General features: G+C 38.7%; 2 protein-coding genes. Both read right to left on the bottom strand.

Going from position 1 to position 2,798, the window contains the following annotated elements; all coding sequences use genetic code 11:
• Positions 1-95 precede the first annotated feature (95 nt).
• Positions 96-1,781 (bottom strand): M4 family metallopeptidase, encoded by a 1,686-nt coding sequence (locus tag AC1DUW_RS25070; protein ID WP_477643744.1) that lies wholly within the window; start codon positions 1,779-1,781, stop codon positions 96-98.
• A 496-nt stretch (positions 1,782-2,277) separates the two neighbouring features.
• Positions 2,278-2,661 carry a GNAT family N-acetyltransferase gene (locus AC1DUW_RS25065; RefSeq protein WP_321177327.1) on the bottom strand — a complete coding sequence of 128 codons (384 nt, stop codon included), beginning with the start codon at positions 2,659-2,661 and terminating at the stop codon, positions 2,278-2,280.
• Positions 2,662-2,798 lie beyond the last annotated feature (137 nt).

Here is a 2,798-nt window from a genome sequence, read left to right as displayed (position 1 = left end):
CAAACTCTTATTCTGGGGGAACATAAAACGCACTTCAATATTCTTCTAAAATCCGCTAAAAGTATTGATTCCTGCGGGCGGATCCAATTATATACTTAGTAAATTCCCACCGAATCAAATCCGGCAGCAGCTGCAGCCTCTTCCTTGCTGCCTTCACCATAAATATCAATTGCAGACTGAACAATAGCCTTACGAGCGTCACTAAAATCGGAATTTGGCGTTAAATAAACGCTTATTGCACGATAGTAGATTTGTCCTAACTTGTGCCTTCCAATTTCTTGACCAATCAAGTATGCAGCGTGGTTTGTAATCGAGGAGTTAACATGGACACCGCCGCCATCTACCGAAGTTGGCATGTGATAAAATTCATCCATATGAGCCGGATAGACTCCACTGCCATATGCAGCTCTTTCCGCATTACTTACTACAACACTGTTTGGATTACTCAAGCTGCGCAATCTCGTTACACCGTCAGCTTTAGCAGCTGGTGCCATAATATCCTCACCCATTTCCCAATCATCGTCGTCAACAAGTGCACCAAAGACGTCAGCAAATGATTCGTTTAGTGCTCCAGATTGATTGCGGTAAACTAAATTTGCTGTATGAGTGATGACGCCATGAGTCATTTCGTGGGCAGCAACGTCAAGACCGGCTGATAGTGAAATAAAGAACTCACCGTCACCATCCCCATAGGTCATCCAACGCCCATTCCAGGATGCATTGTTGTAATTATTGCCATAGTGGACCTTAGAAATGATTGCCATTCCTTCACCGTCAAGAGAATTTCGACCATGCTCATTAAGGTAATAATCATATACCTTTTCCGAATTATAGTGTGCATCGACAAGAGCCCGATCATAGTCGCCGATAAATGCAGCAGAATTCCCCACATATAGAGTATCATTACTGGAACTATTATCATTTTTAGCATCATACGTAAGTATTCCATCAAGACCATTATGAGAGTAATCAGCTAACGCAAACTGAGTTCCAGATTTAGGTTCCTTCACTTGGGTAATATGTAATTCCCTGTGAGCACCATGTACCCCTTTTCCAGCACCTTTTTGTGTTTTCATTTCATCAGCATGCATTAAACCATTATACTTATCGATGATTTCTCCCGTGTTTGCATCCACAAAGACAAACCAGTTGCCAGGCTCATCCCCCATGAAGTTAACATTCACTTTATAAGCTGTATGATTCTCTCCTTCAAAAGGATAGACTACAAGCTCAGAAGTTGGCTCATACGTTAGCTCTTCAGGGGCATTGACAGATGATAGTGCCTGCTTTAGTGCTGCATCACTGCTTAAGGAGGCAGTCGTGTCCACCGCATCATCGGCAATCGTCTGATTTACTCTTCCGTTGACGGATACGACTTCATTATTCTTATTAAAATGAACAATAACTTCGGATCCTTCTACGTTCACTCCATTTATTGATTGATTAAAGCGAACGTTGGTCATACCGAGTTTGTCTTTTTGTAAATCTTTTACTTTTAGGTTTTTATCTGGATTTTTAATTCCGGTTTTACCTTCGTTTTTCTTTAAATAATTTAGTGCATTGGAAGGGTTGCTAGAAGAGAATTTCTCAGCAAATCGCTCCTTCACAAAAACAGGAACGCTTGCCTTCTCATTCCACTTTTTAGAAGCTTGTACACTACTAGCCACCTTCGAATCAACCGGCTTCGCAAATACATTACCGACTGGGATAGAACCTACCAACAACGCTGACGATAGTACTGCAGGAACAATAAACTTTTTCTTCAATATCGATCCCCCCATTTTTTTCCATTGACTTTATTATAGATTAATAAAAGTTAATTTACATGAATATTTGGAATTATTTTAATTTTATAAAAACTATTAAGAAAAACCCAGATGCTATCTTATGGTAGGTATAATTTACCACTTGACATGGTAATGAAATTAAAAATACCTCTAAATTTATTGGATTTTCTATACCTTTTTTTGTAGTTAATTTAAACTAATTATAAAAAGTAGGATCTTAGCTAGTTAATTTGGAATATGCATTATAATAGGTATAATGATAGTCGGTTTGACACGGAAGCTCTGCGGGCATGATGCACGGCCATGCCGTAAGGTTTTAGGAGAGTAAGCGACATTTGGGTTAGTCCCAAGAAAAGAAGTGCCAGGCACCTTCCAATTTAGTTGATTTTCTTCAAATTAATAGTGTATTCGAAATGAAACTCGAATACTCTTATTTTTTCGAATGGAGAATAAGTAATAATCGCCCCCACTTCTTAATTTCGCATGTTAATTATTCGTCTTTTTCATTAATAATTCCGTAATATACTAAATCCACATATTTACTGTCTTTTATGACATGTTCATTTAAAATCCCCTCTTTTTTCATACCAATCTTCTCCATAACTTTCCCCGAAGCAAGGTTCGATGGAAAATATCGCGCAAACACTTTGTGCAGTTTCTTTTCTTCAAAAGCAAATTGTAAAATCGACTGCGCTGCCTCTGTCACATAGCCATTTCCCCAATATGGCTCGTCAATCCAATAGGCAATTTCTCCATGGTTAAAACGTTTATTGTTCGATAACGCAATTGCTCCAAATAATTCGCCAGTTTCTTTGTCTGTTACTGCGAACTCATACGATTTATCCGCCATAAAATTATCGTAATGGTGCTCCATCCACGACACTGCATCGTTTAAACTATACGGATAAGGCAGGTACTATGTATGTTTGAAATATTATAGTTATTGAAAAGCATCGCAACCGCTGCCGCACAGGATGTTTGAAATAATCTAAGGACGAGCCATTCTGTCGT

It is taken from the genome of Peribacillus sp. P4_C12 (assembly GCF_056402095.1).
The sequence above is the reverse complement of the archived record's forward strand: the minus strand, read 5'-3'. Positions and strand labels throughout refer to the sequence as shown.